The organism is Pedobacter sp. WC2501, assembly GCF_052682415.1.
Genome location: NZ_JBQZFI010000001.1, coordinates 3,877,632 through 3,891,920 on the forward strand (window position 1 = coordinate 3,877,632; position 14,289 = coordinate 3,891,920).

The 14,289-nt window shown below is 39.2% G+C and carries 13 protein-coding genes and 1 pseudogene; 11 read left to right on the forward strand and 3 right to left on the reverse strand.

Annotated features, from left to right (window positions below):
• The first annotated feature begins 157 nt into the window (after nucleotides 1-157).
• A complete protein-coding gene (locus tag ACUN24_RS16445) occupies nucleotides 158-1,138 on the forward strand; it encodes a helix-turn-helix transcriptional regulator (protein ID WP_445563480.1) in 981 nt (326 codons plus the stop codon).
• Here ACUN24_RS16445 and ACUN24_RS16450 read toward each other — a convergent pair.
• The 3 genes and pseudogenes from ACUN24_RS16450 to ACUN24_RS16460 all read right to left on the reverse strand — a co-directional run bounded on the left by ACUN24_RS16450 (nucleotide 1,119) and on the right by ACUN24_RS16460 (nucleotide 2,867).
• Nucleotides 1,119-1,469, reverse strand: coding sequence for a transcriptional repressor (locus ACUN24_RS16450; RefSeq protein ID WP_445563481.1), 351 nt, complete (start codon nucleotides 1,467-1,469; stop codon nucleotides 1,119-1,121). The genes ACUN24_RS16445 and ACUN24_RS16450 overlap by 20 nt on opposite strands.
• Nucleotides 1,470-1,482: 13 nt before the next feature.
• Nucleotides 1,483-2,310 (reverse strand): annotated as a pseudogene (locus ACUN24_RS16455) (heme ABC transporter ATP-binding protein); the annotation flags it as partial.
• 8 nt (nucleotides 2,311-2,318) lie between these two features.
• Nucleotides 2,319-2,867: a heme/hemin ABC transporter substrate-binding protein gene (locus ACUN24_RS16460; RefSeq protein ID WP_445563482.1), complete on the reverse strand. Its 549-nt coding sequence runs from the start codon at nucleotides 2,865-2,867 to the stop codon at nucleotides 2,319-2,321.
• Nucleotides 2,868-3,192: 325 nt separating this feature from the next.
• Here ACUN24_RS16460 and ACUN24_RS16465 point away from each other — a divergent pair, with 325 nt between their 5' ends.
• The 10 genes from ACUN24_RS16465 (at nucleotide 3,193) to ACUN24_RS16510 (ending at nucleotide 14,202) form a co-directional block, all read left to right on the forward strand.
• Complete coding sequence (locus ACUN24_RS16465) at nucleotides 3,193-3,924, forward strand: HmuY family protein (RefSeq protein ID WP_445563483.1); 732 nt, start codon at nucleotides 3,193-3,195, stop codon at nucleotides 3,922-3,924.
• A gap of 7 nt (nucleotides 3,925-3,931) precedes the next feature.
• Complete coding sequence (locus ACUN24_RS16470; RefSeq protein ID WP_445563484.1) at nucleotides 3,932-4,690, forward strand: HmuY family protein; 759 nt, start codon at nucleotides 3,932-3,934, stop codon at nucleotides 4,688-4,690.
• 30 nt (nucleotides 4,691-4,720) lie between these two features.
• A complete protein-coding gene (locus ACUN24_RS16475; protein ID WP_445563485.1) occupies nucleotides 4,721-5,686 on the forward strand; it encodes a hypothetical protein in 966 nt (321 codons plus the stop codon).
• An 88-nt stretch (nucleotides 5,687-5,774) separates the two neighbouring features.
• Nucleotides 5,775-6,362, forward strand: a complete 588-nt coding sequence (locus ACUN24_RS16480) for a hypothetical protein (RefSeq protein ID WP_445563486.1) — start codon at nucleotides 5,775-5,777, stop codon at nucleotides 6,360-6,362.
• A gap of 190 nt (nucleotides 6,363-6,552) precedes the next feature.
• Nucleotides 6,553-7,530 (forward strand): hypothetical protein, encoded by a 978-nt coding sequence (locus tag ACUN24_RS16485; protein ID WP_445563487.1) that lies wholly within the window; start codon nucleotides 6,553-6,555, stop codon nucleotides 7,528-7,530.
• Between the two features lie 6 nt (nucleotides 7,531-7,536).
• Nucleotides 7,537-8,814: a S41 family peptidase gene (locus tag ACUN24_RS16490; protein WP_445563488.1), complete on the forward strand. Its 1,278-nt coding sequence runs from the start codon at nucleotides 7,537-7,539 to the stop codon at nucleotides 8,812-8,814.
• Between the two features lie 44 nt (nucleotides 8,815-8,858).
• Complete coding sequence (locus tag ACUN24_RS16495) at nucleotides 8,859-11,222, forward strand: TonB-dependent receptor (RefSeq protein WP_445563489.1); 2,364 nt, start codon at nucleotides 8,859-8,861, stop codon at nucleotides 11,220-11,222.
• 26 nt (nucleotides 11,223-11,248) lie between these two features.
• Entirely contained in the window at nucleotides 11,249-11,815 is a 567-nt protein-coding gene (locus ACUN24_RS16500; protein WP_445563490.1) for a biliverdin-producing heme oxygenase, read from the forward strand.
• Nucleotides 11,816-12,314: 499 nt separating this feature from the next.
• A complete protein-coding gene (locus ACUN24_RS16505; RefSeq protein WP_445563491.1) occupies nucleotides 12,315-12,938 on the forward strand; it encodes an RNA polymerase sigma factor in 624 nt (207 codons plus the stop codon).
• Nucleotides 12,939-13,083: 145 nt separating this feature from the next.
• Nucleotides 13,084-14,202, forward strand: a complete 1,119-nt coding sequence (locus ACUN24_RS16510; RefSeq protein WP_445563492.1) for a FecR family protein — start codon at nucleotides 13,084-13,086, stop codon at nucleotides 14,200-14,202.
• The last annotated feature ends 87 nt before the right edge of the window (nucleotides 14,203-14,289 follow it).

Here is a 14,289-nt window from a genome sequence, read left to right on the forward strand (position 1 = left end):
CGAAACAAAACATGTCCGTAATTGAACGGTTTTCGTTCGAAAACGAACAGGACAGAATCAACATCTTCCTCATAAATAATGTAGATTAATTACTCTTATTTAGAATTGATATAAATAATATTGTTATATTTGTTTTTAACATTAACCCAGACCGGAAATGATTGTAAAGGCAAGAATAGAGCATCAGAAAGATTTTCTGTTCATGGAAGAAATTCCAGATAAGTATGTTCCCGATCACAGATTATCCGAAAAATCAATAACCATTAAAGATGCTCCGGTAGGCATTAAAAATTATCAGCTCTCTACCAATGGTCTCTTTTTAGTGCATTCTGAAATGAAATTTGATGGACCTGCCAGGATCCTTACCGAAGTAGAAGGAGAGGCCATTACCTGTCAGTTTATTTTTAGCAATAAAAATGGTTCTGGCGCTGCCGGTAAACAATCGGCTAAATATGGCCGGAGCAGGCATAATATCCGCTATATCCCATCGGCAAAAGAAGCTTATGATGTTAAGCCCGATGTAGAATTTGTATATTTCTTAATTGTACTCTCTAAAGATTACTATTTGCGTTTAGTCGATTTGTACTCTCCATTGCATGAGCAATTTGTGCAGGAGATTGAAAAAGGGATATCGACCTCTTTTGCCGAACACGATCTTTTTATGACACCAGAAATGCGCAGATCAATCGAAGCGATTGTTACCTGCAGGCAGGACGGGGAATTGAAGCGCCTGTTTACCGATGCCCGGATTACCGAACTGATTATGTATCAACTGGAACAATTTAGTCAGCATATACAAGGCGGTAGAGAGTTGCTACTGGATCGCGATATCCCAAAACTCGAAGAAGCCAGGGAGATTCTCGAACGCGATTATATCGATCCGCCAACCCATAAGCAGCTTTCTAAAATGATCTTGCTTAATGAATTTAAATTGAGAACAGGTTTTAAAAAATATTTTGGCAGTACCATTTACGATTTTGTAACCCGTTTAAGAATGGAAGAGGCCAAAAGATTGATTTTAGAAGAAGGCAAAAATATGTATGAGGTAGGCATAAACGTTGGTTTTAAACATCAGGCCAGCTTTACCAACGCTTTTAAAAAATACTACGGTATTTTGCCTAGTGATGTACGGCTCTGATCTTATACAGGATTAGTCTCGATCCTGCACTTTGCGCTTCGGCTATACCTGCTGCTTCCATTAGCTTTAAGTTGGTATATACACAACCGATGCTGATGGGTGTTTTATCTTCCTTAAGCATTAGCCAAAGCGATTCGGGATGAATAAAATCCCTAACCTCCATCAGTTTAAACGCAATCCATAATCTTTTTTCGGAAAAGGCCAGGCGTTTTAATCTACAGTAATCATTTATCGTCTTTAAAAGTGTTTCTTTAAATGCATTGGTACAGGCTGAATTTGGTAACTGGCCAATAGTTTGTGCCGTATTAAGTAGTTTTTGAATGTTTTCCATAGGTAGCTGAGATTTAAATCTTTACAGACTGGAGGTTGATTAATTTATCGGTTTCGATAGTTTTTAACTTATATATGGGTTGTTGTGTCGTTTTGAGATTGCTGTTAAATTTTCCTGCATCGAGTTTAACTTCCTTTGGCACAATAACCGTTTTTAGGCTGCTTTGGTCTGTATAGGCCTGTGCATGGATGCCAAATGCGGTATACAAATGCTGAGGGGTAAGTACCTGTACAGGCGTTCCATCCCACCATTTTCTACCATCTTTTAAAATAACAATGCGGCTAGCATACTGCGCGGCCAGATTAACTTCGTGCAGTACCACTACAATCATGTACCCCTTTTTTGCCATGGCAGCAGCTATAGCCAGGGTTTGGTGCTGAAACTGAAGATCCATATTATTGGTCGGTTCATCCAGGAGCAATACCGAATCTTTATTGTCCCACAATTGGGCCAGTACCCGTGCCAGGTGTACACGTTGCTGTTCACCTCCCGAAAGACTTAACATCGATCGGTCTGCAAGATCAGTTAATCCGCAGATTTCCATCGTTTCGGTAAGGGCTAGCTGATCATTTTTAGCCGATGATAAACTTTTAAAACCATAACGGCCCATCATCACGATTTCTTTCACGCTAAAGGCCATGGTAATAGGGTTGTGCTGTTGCAGATAAGCCCTTTTGGTGGCCAGTATTTTTCGGTTGTAATCTTTAATATCTGCTCCGTATAACATAATCCGCCCGCTATCGGGCTTTCGCTCACCAGAGAGCAAGCGCATTAAGGTAGATTTCCCGGCACCGTTCGACCCTAAAAGTGCAACCATTTCGCCTGGCCTGATACTGAACGAGATATCTTTTAAAATTTGCCGGCTACATTCATGGTGCCAACGCCACGTGCATAAATAAATAAAACCTTCGGGCTTTTGCTGCCCTTTTTTAGCTGACTTAAAGTGGTATTGATGTTACTTTCTGTTTTTTGTGCCAGTTGTTCTCCGCGTGCCTTATCGCCAATGGCAGCAGCAATTTGCCTGATAAATTTTGTTGCACCCTGAACAGAAAATTCCTGACGGATGGTAACCACACGGATACCCAATGATTTAAACTGGTAAAGGTTTTCTTTAGAAAAATCTCCTTCAGGTACCAAAATAAGATCTGGACGGTAAGCGGTAATACTTTCAACAGAAAAAGACCGGTTTCTGCTCACTTTAGGCAATCTGTTTATCTCTTCCGGCGATACACTGGTTACATCGGTAGCCAGAATATTCTTGCCATAACCCAATGCATTCACGGTTTCACTTATGGCGCTGCTTAAGGTAATGATGCGCTTCGCCTGTGCAACAACATATTGCGTAGCACTAAAAAAAGAAACGATAATCAATACAATATAATACTTTTTAATCCTCATGTAGGCGATGGTTATAGGAACAAAAAAAGTGTTTAATTAATCTAAATACAAGTAATTGAGCGAGCAAGATATTTAGCCCGGATGCAATTTTTAAAACCTATTTAGATTTTTTATTCTATTATTTAACTGTTTTTCAGTTGTTTATGATTCATTTTGAAGCAGGTAATCCATAAGACTTAGTTAAAACCGGTGATAAATAATACGCTTTGAACAAAAGAAAATACGGATTGAACAAATTAAAATACGGATTGAACAAACCATTTATGATGGCTAATATGGATGTTTGCAGTATTCTTATTTAGAATGATTAAAAATAATATTTACAATGAAGTATATAAAACATAGCCGACCAGTAAAGAGAAAATCAATTTTAGCTGTTGGTTTTTTATTATTGGTGCTCTCCCTAGGTTCTTGCAAAAAAGATGAGCCCGATCCAAACGAAGTTTTACAGGATGGTAAGAGCATTGTGGTAACCGATCTGGCTGGCGATACACAGGCAGCCATGGGAAATGGAACACCGGGCAAAGAAGTACGTGCATTTTACACTTTTCTTTTTCGCTTTAAAGATCAGAAACAGATCTGGATCCGTAATGCAGCTGATTCGGTACAATGGCTAAAAACAAAAGATTGGGACCTCGCCTTTACCGGTCCCTACAATAGCGAGGTTTATGTAAATGATAAAGATTATCAATTTAACCCTGGTTATGGCGGAACGGCTGAAAGCGCGGTTATAATGCTTGAGCAAAACTACGACACGCTTAATCAGGCCCCTTCTGATCAGGCTTTTAGTGCGAGCGAAGTAACTAAAATCGGCTGGGCATCCTCTGCAACTTCAAACGGATGGTTTTTCTATAGCCTTAGTTCGCACATTATGCAGGCTATACCAAACCGCACCTACGCCATTAGGTTACCTGATGGTAAATATGCCAAACTACAATTAATCAACGCTTATAAAGGCAATCCGCCCAGTGTTACCGATTTAAACTGGCCTGCGCCTTATTATACTTTTAAATATTACGTACAGCAGGATGGAAGTAAAAATTTACAGACCAAATAATTGAAAAATGAAGAATATTACAATAAAAAATAAAGCGCTGTTTAAATGGGCATCAACCTTTTTGGTACTGGTTCTGCTCTTTACGGGATGCAAAAAAGATGAGATTATTTCTCTGGAGCCTGGAAAAGAAATACCGACCAAAACCGAGGGCGGTACAGCATATTATAAATTACAGCGTATCGAAAACCTTGCTGTAGAAACGGATGATGCCAATCCAACCGTACCACCAACAGCTGTGCTGTTCAGCCTGGAAACAAAAGAAATAGTGCCCCTGCTGTATGCAAAAACAAATCGTTGGGATGTTGGCTTTAACGGCCTTTATAATAGTTTTTTAAGTCCTAACAACGGTCAGTCATCAACAAGTTTAGGATCGGGAAGCACAGGTTCAGGCGCTATTGCCATTTTGGAAAAACCATTTGACCAGGTAGTTGATGTGCCTGCAGATGCTGCATTAAGCATCAGCAAATTTATTGGAACCGATAATGAAGGCGATTTTGGGGAAGGCATTGGTTGGTACCTGTACGATTTTGGAGGCACCAAAAGGGGAGACGGCAGTTATGATAAACAACATGTGGCTTATGCCATGCCCGAGAAAAGAACGATTATCATCCGTACAGCCAAGGGCGATTATGCCAAGATTAAAATGATTAGTTGTTATAAAGATGCTTTTACTGCCGATAAATGGTTCAGGACAACACCGCACATGTATTTCACTTTTGAATACGTCATTGTGCCAAAAGGAAGCACCAAATTCGAAATCAAATAAACCTACAAATAAATCAATACAAGTATTAAAATGAAAAATAAATTAACGCAACTGCTTTGCCTTTTAATAACAGTTGCTACACTTGCCGCTTGCAAAAAAACAATTGGTCTGGATCCACTCCCTGCAAATAAAATCACCGAGTTTAAGGTTGCCGTATCGGATGGAAACATTTTCGGTGCCATTGATGAGACTGATAAAACCATTACACTTTACTTACCTTATTATTATGAACTGGATGTAATCGAACCTGCAATCAAACTTTCGGCAGGGGCTAAACTGAGCGAAACACTTGCACCGGTAGAAGTATTAAATACCCAAAAGACCTATACCGTTATAGCTGCTGATCAAAGTACTTCAACCTATAAACTCATTATTAAACTAAATCAGATCTCTCCTTTGCTGTTAAATGAGCTATCAACAGCAACTGCAGCCGCTACGATGGCCATTGGTACTTATGATGTAAGAGTTCAGGGTAATTTTAATATTTCTGACCTTAAAAAAATCAAAGCCTTTTTGGTTGATAAAAGCGATAAGGAATATGAGTTAATACCTAGCCTTTCGCTTGGAACGCCAGGTATATCGGTAGCCATGATCGGTGGTGTTAAGACCTATACTTATGGTTACTTGCAGGTTCCACAAACTTTAGATACGGGAACTTATAAAGTAAGAGTGAAAGTACAGGCCTTAACTTCTGAAATGAAGTATCCGGTAAAAGTAGTTTATGGCAGGCCGGGCATAAACTATGGTCCGGTAACTGTTAAACAGGGTGAAACCTTTAAAATCAATTCCTCGCAAATTATATTCCACGATTTTAAGGAATTCTATATTACGGTAAACGGACAAAAAACACTCTTGCCTATTGTTTCCTATACCCGTACAGAGGCTGTAATCCGCGTGCCTGATACCGTTCCACCAGGAGTATATACACCAACAGCATCTTTTGGTTCCTGGCCATTATCAACCCTAAACTGGTCTGTTACCGTAACTGCAGAATAACAGCCTGTTTACCATTCAATTATGAAAAACGATTCGGGAGATTATTCCCATTTATATAATGAAATCATAAATCTAAAAAAAAATGAAAATGAAATTTTTAAAACTTACGTTCGCAATTGCAACTTTAGCCATATTAGGAACCGCTTGTAAAAAAGAAGCCGTTCAACCAGATAACAAACTTGCTTTACAAAATACAACTGCGTTAATCGCCGTTGGCGCTACTGAAGCGGGTGTGGTAACCAATTCATCAACTTCGCCTACTTCCTGGACTGCCGTTGGTTACGACTTATTGAACAATGTTGTTGCAAGTTCTGGAAACCAGGTTAATTTCGACAGCAACTTTAACGGAAACATTACCATCGCTGGAACAAACAGCCTTGGTTATTACGATTCTGCTTCAGTAACCAATGTTACTGGTATTACTTTAACCGATGTTTCTTCGGTTACATTAGGTGCAATTAGCACTTTAGGTAGCAATAGTTCAACTGTAGTTGGATGGTATAATTACGACCGCGTTAACCGTACCATTGCTCCTGTGGCTCAAAGATATGCTGTTGTAGGTAACGGCTCAACAATTGCCGGTTCAACCAGACTTTATGTAGTTCAGCTTGATGGTGTAACTACATCAGGTACTTACAATACTACTGTAAACTTCCATATTAAGAGATTAAAATAAGGATTAATTCACCAGGGGATTTCCTGAATTAAATTGATTTTAAAAAGGGGCGAAAACACGACTAGCCGCCCCTAAAAATCATAAATAAAACCCAAATAAGGGAATAATCCCGAATCGTTTTAAAAATATTAGCCTTGGGTAAAGACCATATTTGCGGGCTCTAAAAATGCAAATCTAACAATAATTGATTATGAATACAACATATAAACGCTTCTCTGCCAGCTCATACTACCTTTTGCTTTTTTGTTTACTAAGCCTGTTTAGTGCCTGCAAAAAAGAATACGAAGATTTCCCGTATGCCGATATTGTAAGCTTTACAATAAAAGATGCCGACGGAAATCCATTGAAGGCTGTAATCGACGAAAAGAACCTAACCATATACTGGCCATCAGGTCAGGCTGTGCCAGATAATATTGTGCCTACCATCGTGGTATCAGAAAGGGCGAATGTTAGTCCTGCTTCGGGCCAAAGTGTGGCTTTTAAAGAAACAACCAGGTTTGTGGTAACCGCGCAAAATGGTACAACCAAAGAGTACCTGATCAAAAAAGTGATTAATCAGCCGCTGCTTAAGATTAATATCTCTTCGGGGATTTCGGTATATAACACTAAAAATTTTGTAAACAGAGGGAGCAATATTAATGTTACCGGCGATAATATTATTGCCAATAAAGAACAAACCAAAGCTTTTTTGGTAAATACGGCTAATAATACCGAAAAAGAAATTGCCATTGCAACAATAACACCAATTGCACTCAGCGTAACAGTTGATAATACCGTACCGGATGGCACCTATCAATTAAAAATCGTATCAGGACAGAGAAGCGTGGTTTTTGAACGGACATTCGGTGTAACTGATAGCCGCCCAGCCATTACCCCTATAGAATTGAGTGCGATAAAACTCACGTTAAAACCCGGCGAAGAGTTTGTACTTAATGGTACAAACAGGATTGAACTGGTTAATAAATTTTCTATCCGCAATGCTGCCACCAAAGAAACTTACGAACTGATTATCAAGGAAACCAAAACAGGTCAGTTAACATTAAAAGTACCCGATAATTTACCCACTGGTAATTATGATTTCTATAGCTATAACTATCCTGCAGGAGAATATTATGCAGCTGGTATAGCCTTAGGATATTTTGATGATATAATTACTGTTGTTAACTAGTATATCGTGCAACATTCTTTCAAGATATATATCACGCTTCTTACGCTGATTCTAACGGGAACCTCTGCCTGTAAAAAGACACAGGTTTCTGTTAATGATGCGGAAGAAATTGTTTCACCTACAACGGGTACGCGCAGCCAGTTTACGCTGGATTCTATTTTTCTATATGCCAAACAGGTATACTTATGGAACGATGCGCTGCCAAGTTATGCAGAATTTAACCCGAGGCAAAAATATGTAGGTGTCGGTTCTGATATTACCACTTTCAGGAAAGAGTTGTTCGATATTTCGCAGCTTAAAATAAATGTTGCTACCGGTAGTCCTTACGAATTACCTGTTTACTTTGAAAATCCAAAATATTCGAACCTCCAGTTGGGGAAGAGTTTACCGGGTACAAGTGCTGAGGTCTTAAACCCAGGCACAGCTGTATTAGCCAGTAAGCTCATTGCAACTGGTAGTGTGCAGGTTGCGTATATCGCTTTAGGTTCATTCCCTAAGTTAAGTACAACCAAAGCAGCCCTGGATGAAGCATTTGCAGATCTGGCAAGCGCGAATCCAAAAGCCATTGTAATCGATCTAAGAAGCAATGGTGGAGGTTATTTAGAAACTGCTGAATATATTGCCAATTTAATTGTTCCCGGTAGTTTGAACGGAAAGGTGATGTACAGTGAAGTATTTAATTCTGCCATGCAGAATGGTGCCGTACCGATATTAAAACACCAGCCGTATTTAGATGCTAATGGGAAAACTACCATTTATAATGGCCGGAATGCGACCATGGCAGATGTAGATTATTCAGTTGCTGGCAATACCTATAAATTCAGTAAAAAAGGGAATTTGCAAAGTATCCAATCCGTTTATTTTATCGTTTCGGGCAATACCGCCTCGGCCAGTGAAATGCTGATTAGCGCTCTGAAACCTTATTTTGATGTTAAACTCATCGGAGAGAAAACCTATGGCAAACCTGTAGGCTTTTTCGGGATCAATATCGATCAGTATAGTGTTTACCTCAGTAGTTTCTTGATTAAAAATGCCAATGGCTGGTCTGATTATTTTACAGGTATGCAGCCAGACGTAATGATTAAAGGAGTAGATAATCCAGTTTTAGGTGATCCGGATGAGCTGTGCTTAAATGCCGCAATTTCGCTGATTAACGGAACCAGGACACTAACCGCAAGTAAGCTGGCCACAACAGGTAGAATTGCCAACATTAAAGCTGACCTTTTGCAGGTAAATAATGTAGAAAGTGTAATGCTTGAAAACAGGTTACGATTAAGAAAATAAACAGGAAGGGATAAAACCTGGTACTACAACAATAAAAATAAAACATGTTTAAACTATCCGCCATCATATTCTTCCTTGTGTTTTTCCATTTAACGGTTACTGCACAAGATTATGGAAATTTAAAAGGCAAGGTTACTGATAAGCTTGATAAACCTTTACGTGGTGCAACTGTACGGTTGGAGCCTGATGGGCATAGCGCCGAAACCGACGCCAAAGGAAATTTTAGTTTCAACAAGATATTTACCGGTAATTACAACATTACCGTAAGTATGGTCGGCAAAATCAATCATCAAGCCAATATTAAAATCGGTTCTGTGCCTACAGATAACTTAATAATTAAACTATCAGACGATGCACGAGAACTTAGCGAGGTTGCCGTATCCGAAAACCGTGCTGCTCCAGATCACTTGTTAAAGTTAGAACGCAGTGCAATGCCTGTGACGGTAATTAGCCGACGAACCATCGAATTAATGGGCAGTAGGAGGTTAGATGAGGTATTGAAAGAACAGACCGGAATTGCCATAGTAAACAACATTGGTGGTGGCGCAAGGTCGGTTGGTGTACAGATGCAAGGTTTTAGCAGTGAATACATTATGATATTGATCGATGGTCAGCCAATGGTTGGCCGCAACAGTGGAAATTTTGATCTGTCCAGGATCAGTGTTTCCAATATCGAAAGGATTGAAATTATTAAAGGTGCATCCTCCTGTCTCTTTGGAAGCGAAGCGCTCGGCGGGGCGATTAATATCGTAACCCGCTATGGCGCTTTACAGCCACAGGCATCGGTTGCCGCAAATTACGGAAGTTTGAATATTGCTGATATTACCCTTGAAGGAGAAACGCCATTTGCCTCACAAAGAGGATCGGCCAATGTATCTGCAAATTATTACCGGACAGATGGTTTTAATACCAATCCTAAATACATTCAACAGGGTACCACTGCACCGCCTTATGATAATTATGCTTTGCAGGGGAGAGTCCGTTACCGCCTAACGCCAAAAAGTACGATTGGTTTTAGTGGTCGCTACGGACTACGGAAATCATTTATGTCGAAAGATTTTGGTTTGGGCATTATTTCAGGCGACAGTCAGGATGAGCAGGATTTAAACCTTTCTGCAACATTTGACCATAACTTTAGTTCGGGTTTGCGTAGCATGAGCCGTTATTATTATACTAATTTCCGGTCAGACCAAAGTGTAGATTGGCAACAGACCAATAGCTCCATTACAAAAGATATTTTCGCACAGAACTTACACCGTTTCGAACAGCAGTTTGCCTATGGTGTAAATGATGAACTTAAATTCACCGGCGGTTTAGGCGGTAGTATCGAAAGTATGAATGATGTTTCGCTAACCAATCCAGCTTCAGTAAGTTCAGGTTTTGCTTTTCTTCAAGGCGATTGGCAGCTCACTAAACAATTGGGGATGGTTGCAGGGCTGCGTTACGATTTAACCAATACCTACGGGAGTAAACTTAACCCCAGTTTAGGCCTGCAGTATAAAATTATCCCAACTTTAACCTTTAAGGCCGGTGCAGGTACAGGATTTAAAGCACCTGACTTTAAATCGAGGTACCTTGTTTTTTATAATCCGGCAGCAAATTACCTGGTTATTGGAAATGAAGTGCTGAGGCAAACGCTAAATCAGCTGCAGGCTCAGGGACAGATTAGTGAAATCAGGCAATATCTGTTAAACCAAATGGATCAAAATTTACAGGCAGAAAGAAGCACTTCGTTAAATTTAAGTCTGGAGTGGAAACCGAAAGAAAACATAAAAGTAGAGGCAGGAATTTTTCACCACGCCTTACGCAACCAGATCAACAGCATCCAGGTAGCTACGGGCAGCGGAAACCGGAATATTTATACCTATCAAAACCTTCCTGAGGCCGTAAATAAAGGCATAGATCTCTCTTTTTCCATTAGTCCGGTTAAAAATTTAGAATTGAGCGCAGGTTATCAATACCTCATTGCGAAAGATTTAAGCGTAATTGATAGCATTAAAACCGGGCATTATCCTTATAACCAGAATATCCATGATCCCGCAACCGGAAACTCCTACGCACCAAAACCTTCTGATTATTGGGGGATAGAGAACCGATCGCGTCACATGGCCAATTTTAAAGCATTTTATAATTACCGTCCCTGGGATGCCAGCCTAAACATACGCGTAAATTACAGGGGTAAATATCCTTTTGGCGACCGTAATGGAAACCAGTTTATCGATCGTTACGACACCTTTGTTGATGGCTTTTTTATGTTTAATGCCGCTTTTGAAAAGAAATTAATGAAACAGCATTTGAGTATCAGACTTACGGCAGATAATATTTTGAACTATACCGACCGGTTAATGCCAGGACAGCCGGGGCGCGTACTGCTGGCTGGTTTAACCTACCGATTATATAAAGATTAAATTTCAAATACTATAAATTACAAAACATGTTAAGTACAAATATTAAAGAGGCTACAAAAGCCGAGCACCAGAATTTAGAGAAACAGGTTGTTTTAAAGCTGAAAGCAATCAGAAGCAATGAGGACTATGCAGATTTATTGAAACATTTTTTTGCGTACTTCAGCCATATTGAAGAAACGATTAAGCCTTTTATCACGGCATCGGTTCTGCCGGATTATGCCCAGCGTAGAAATTCGGCCTATATTAAAGCTGATATTTTAGAACTCGGTGCAGATATCTCTGAACTTCCATTTACAACTGTACCAAAAATTGAAAATGCCGTACAGGCTTTAGGTGCATTATACGTATTGGAAGGTTCGATTATGGGTGGAAGCATTATTGTTAAAATGCTCGAAAAAGGAGGGGTAACGAAGGGTGTTTCTTTCTTTTCGGGTTATGGAGAAGCTACTGGCATGATGTGGGGCAATTTTATAGCTGTTTTAAATGCACAGGCAAAAACTGAGCAGGAAGAACAGGAGGCCATTGTTGCAGCAAACGATACCTTTAAACATTTTGCTTATGTTTTCGAAAAAGAACGGGTAGGTACGGTTTAATACAACGTGATTAAGTTAAGTCCTTCAGGCACGAGTAGAAATAATTTAACCACAGATAAAAAAGATGGACACAGCTATCAAATCCGTGTTGATCTGTGTGCATCTGTGGTTAAAAACTTTTAATCCATCGGCCGAAACCCAATATTCGACTTCATCTATTGGTTTTTGAGTTGAAAGATAAGCCTGGATTGCACATGCTGTTTTTTGCAGCGGGCATCAGGTTTATCTGTTTTATGTTTAACCACAGATAAAAAGGATGGACAGCTATCAAATCTGTGTTGATCTGTGTGCATCTGTGGTTAAAAACTTTTATTCCATCTTTCGATATCTCACAAACCGGACCTCAATATTCACCTTCATCTATCTATTTTATGGCTGTTTTTGTTTACGAAACCTTCCAAAATTGCTAAATTCCTTTTTTTGCAGTTAAAAACCGCTATTTCCATGCAAAAAGTTACAACTTTCAAGAGATAAGTAAGATATACGCTTATACAAGCCAATGAAACCGATTGTATTTGTATTATCTTTGTTTATCTCTATGCGTGTTTACCGTTCATATTCTGATAGCGAACTGGCATACCTGTTAACTCAGGGTGATGAGCTTGCCTTTACTGAAATTTACAACCGCTTTTATGGCCTGCTCTTCATTCACGCCAGCAAACGCTTAAATGATGATGAAGAAGCAAAGGATGTATTACACCAGTTGTTCGAATCACTTTGGGTTAAACGTTTACAGATAGCACCTGACGGTAATTTATCCGCATATTTATATACAGCAGTGCGCAACCGTGTACTGGATGTGTTTGCGCATCAAAAAGTAGAAAGTAAATACGTTGATTCTTTGCAGGATTATATAGATCAGGATCATGTGGCTACTGATTATATGGTGCGTGAAAAGCAAATGGCATTACTAATCGAGCAAGAAATTGATGCTTTGCCGTCAAAAATGCGCGAAATATTTATTTTAAGTCGCAAAGAAAACAAATCACATAAAGAAATTGCGCTCGAATTAGGGCTTTCTGAGTTAACAGTCAAAACACAGGTTAAAAGAGCACTACGAATTCTTAAATCGAGGTTAGGAGTAGTTATTTATGTTGCTTTCCTTTTAAAAAGCTATAGGTAATCTGCCATAAAAGGCCTAAATGCAGACTTTTCTCTTTAAATTAAGCTGTATTGAAAATATTTTTGAAAAAAAAATAATTTTCGATACCCCCAAGGCTATAGCTTCGCCGTATATATATTAACCAACCAAACTAGATTTCTTTGTAATGGAGAAAAATGCAAAAAAGCTTTTAGATAAATACCGTTCAGGCCATTGTACGCCAGAAGAAATCGCTGTTGTAGAAGCATGGTACCTTCAGTTACCTTTCGAAAAAGAGGCTCCTGATCATTTACTGATCGAAACCAGTAAAGAAGAAGTATGGAATCGGTTAAAACCAGGAAGACAATCTGTAAAATTGGTTACGGTTAAGCGCATTGCGATAGCGGCCAGTATTATTTTATGCTTTAGCATAGGGCTCTATTTTATAACAGGTCATAATACTTTGCCAGTAACAGCTAAAACAGAATTAAAAGATATTCTTCCGGGTGGAAATAAAGCGATGTTAACACTGGCAGATGGAACTGTGGTAAATCTGGATGATGCTAAAAACGGTCAGATTGCGCGCCAGAGTGGTATCATCATCCACAAGACTAAAAACGGACAACTCGAATACATCATTAAAGAAATTCCGAATGCCCCGGTTACAGGCTCAAACACCATTAGCACGCCCCGTGGCGGACAATACCAGGTAAGCCTGCCCGATGGAACAAAAGTTTGGCTTAATGCGGCCACAACCTTAAAGTATCCTTATGCCTTTGCAAAAAACGAAAGGGTAGTCGAACTTAATGGCGAAGCTTATTTTGAGGTGTCAAAAGACCATACCCGTCCTTTTAAGGTAAAAACAGATGCACAAACCGTTGAAGTTTTAGGTACGCATTTCAATATTAACGCCTACAGGGATGAAGCTCTTGTTAAAACCACGCTTTTGGAAGGTGCAGTAAAAGTGAGCAATGCCTCTGCTACTATAAACCTTCACCCGGGCGAACAATCGAAGCTAAATATAAACACAGCTAAATTAACGCTTGATCATGAGGTTGATATTGACAAAGAAATGGCCTGGAAGAATAATATTTTTTCATTTGATGATGATGATCTGCAAAGTATTATGCGGCAGATTTCGCGTTGGTATGATGTAGATGTAGTTTATCAGGGCAAAATTTCAACAGAAAAATATATAGGCGAAATTCCTAGAAGTAGTAACTTGGCAGAGGTATTTAAAATATTAGAATTTAACCACGTTCATATTGATATAAAAGGCAAAGTGCTTACCGTAACAGGAAATTAAACAAGAATGGCTTTCTTTAAACAGCCGGAAAAATCAACCAACCAATTCACAAACTAACTAAACTTTATGATGAAAAAACTACCTGAA

Coding starts and splice junctions, on each gene's coding strand:
- ACUN24_RS16445 (WP_445563480.1), top strand. CDS start 158: ATGATTGTAAAGGCAAGAATAGAGCATCAGAAAGATTTTCTGTTCATG.
- ACUN24_RS16450 (WP_445563481.1), bottom strand. CDS start 1,469: ATGGAAAACATTCAAAAACTACTTAATACGGCACAAACTATTGGCCAG.
- ACUN24_RS16460 (WP_445563482.1), bottom strand. CDS start 2,867: ATGAGGATTAAAAAGTATTATATTGTATTGATTATCGTTTCTTTTTTT.
- ACUN24_RS16465 (WP_445563483.1), top strand. CDS start 3,193: ATGAAGTATATAAAACATAGCCGACCAGTAAAGAGAAAATCAATTTTA.
- ACUN24_RS16470 (WP_445563484.1), top strand. CDS start 3,932: ATGAAGAATATTACAATAAAAAATAAAGCGCTGTTTAAATGGGCATCA.
- ACUN24_RS16475 (WP_445563485.1), top strand. CDS start 4,721: ATGAAAAATAAATTAACGCAACTGCTTTGCCTTTTAATAACAGTTGCT.
- ACUN24_RS16480 (WP_445563486.1), top strand. CDS start 5,775: ATGAAATTTTTAAAACTTACGTTCGCAATTGCAACTTTAGCCATATTA.
- ACUN24_RS16485 (WP_445563487.1), top strand. CDS start 6,553: ATGAATACAACATATAAACGCTTCTCTGCCAGCTCATACTACCTTTTG.
- ACUN24_RS16495 (WP_445563489.1), top strand. CDS start 8,859: ATGTTTAAACTATCCGCCATCATATTCTTCCTTGTGTTTTTCCATTTA.
- ACUN24_RS16500 (WP_445563490.1), top strand. CDS start 11,249: ATGTTAAGTACAAATATTAAAGAGGCTACAAAAGCCGAGCACCAGAAT.
- ACUN24_RS16505 (WP_445563491.1), top strand. CDS start 12,315: ATGAAACCGATTGTATTTGTATTATCTTTGTTTATCTCTATGCGTGTT.
- ACUN24_RS16510 (WP_445563492.1), top strand. CDS start 13,084: ATGGAGAAAAATGCAAAAAAGCTTTTAGATAAATACCGTTCAGGCCAT.